Annotated in this window: 2 protein-coding genes and 1 pseudogene; 1 reads left to right on the plus strand and 2 read right to left on the minus strand. The window is 58.7% G+C overall.

All coding sequences use genetic code 11. The annotated features are described in order from the left end of the window. Positions 1-511 (minus strand): annotated as a pseudogene (locus HP499_RS24360) (hypothetical protein); the annotation flags it as partial. A 169-nt stretch (positions 512-680) separates the two neighbouring features. Here HP499_RS24360 and HP499_RS24365 point away from each other — a divergent pair. Next, a complete protein-coding gene (locus HP499_RS24365) occupies positions 681-959 on the plus strand; it encodes a hypothetical protein (RefSeq protein WP_172326590.1) in 279 nt (92 codons plus the stop codon). Between the two features lie 21 nt (positions 960-980). Here the strand turns inward: HP499_RS24365 and HP499_RS24370 are convergent. Beyond that, a partial coding sequence (locus HP499_RS24370; protein ID WP_216660291.1) for a DUF6301 family protein occupies positions 981-1,273 on the minus strand: 293 nt, incomplete at its 5' end.

Genomic DNA, 1,273 nt, shown 5'->3' on the forward strand with positions numbered 1-1,273 from the left:
AGGTGATGTGAAGCCGGGCCAGCAGGAGGTTGTCCTTTGGTTGCCCATTCAGCAGTCCCCGCTCAGCAAGCACTGCGTTGACCTCGGTGAGCTGCTGCACGAAGTGCCCCGTACGGCAGGCTTCCTCGGCGTCGTCGGAGAAGGCTTGCCAATCCTCTTTGGTGGTAATCCTGACTACCGTCACACCCACCAGGTTCACGAACGGGATGGCCACATAGTCCTGAATTTCCAGGCTCAGTGTGCCATCCACCAGGAGTTCTTCCCCTGCAACATCGAAGGATCCCGTGACAGCCACAATGCCTGCATCAGTCCTGTCCCCGTTGAGGACCAGGACCACGGAATCCTCACCGGCGACGGTCTTCGCGTATTCCGTGTGGTCAGGATTCTCGACAAAAATGACATGGCCCCGGATACGCCCGGGAATGCCGGTGACCCACTGATCCACAGCGGCGGCAATGCTCTGTTGCTGACTCAGCTTCAATGACCCAACCCCCAATAGTTGTGCACTCATCTCCGGAGCAGTCCCGGCGGAATTTCCGGGTGCTCGTTCTGAGAAGGACACTATGGGCGGGCAGAAGGGCCACAGGGCGGAAAGCGGAAACTAGGTGGTGAATCGGCCGAAATTAGGGGTGTTTTGGGGGCGTCTAGGTGGTGGTTTGGGGTGGCCTAGGTGGTGGCGGATGAGCCCATTTCAGGTGGTCGTGGGCGCGTTCTACGGGCAGATCGGACGCAAGGCGGAGCGCAAGCTTGTTTCGGACAGCCCTGCGATAGTCATGGCGACTACAGCTTTTGCTGTGGCGGGCATTCTTCTGCGCGGCTCGTCAATCGTGGTGTGGGCAGGACCGATCCTGGGTTTAGTCACCTTCATCGGCATGTATTTCTGCCTACGCCGATACGGACGCTTTCATCCGCCTGTTCAGGAGAATTCCTCGAGTGACGAGAGGATCCACACCCGCTGATCTAAGTGGGCGCCGGCGACGTCAGCGGTCGCCGAGTTTCCTTTCGATTTCCGCGCCCTGGGGTGTCTCGAATCTTGCCGAGAGACCCTTGGGGTTGAATCTGAACGTGACGCGGGCGCCGCCGTCGACGTTCCACCGTGCTGATGGGGTGTCCTTGAAATTCTGAAGTGTCGGTTTTCCCCACCTCGCTTGGCCTTCGCGAACCATGAGGGTGAAAGCATCATTGAGGAAATCAGTGAATTCCGGCGTGATGTCCCGGATGCTGTCCGAGGTATCGAGGCTCATTGCCCTCATGACGTTCTTGACTTCGATGG

This window comes from Paenarthrobacter sp. CM16 (genome assembly GCF_013179505.1).
GTDB lineage: Bacteria > Actinomycetota > Actinomycetes > Actinomycetales > Micrococcaceae > Arthrobacter.

Bases quoted from the DNA above. Each gene is read 5' to 3' on its own strand.
- HP499_RS24365 (WP_172326590.1), top strand. From the start codon at position 681: ATGAGCCCATTTCAGGTGGTCGTGGGCGCGTTCTACGGGCAGATCGGA.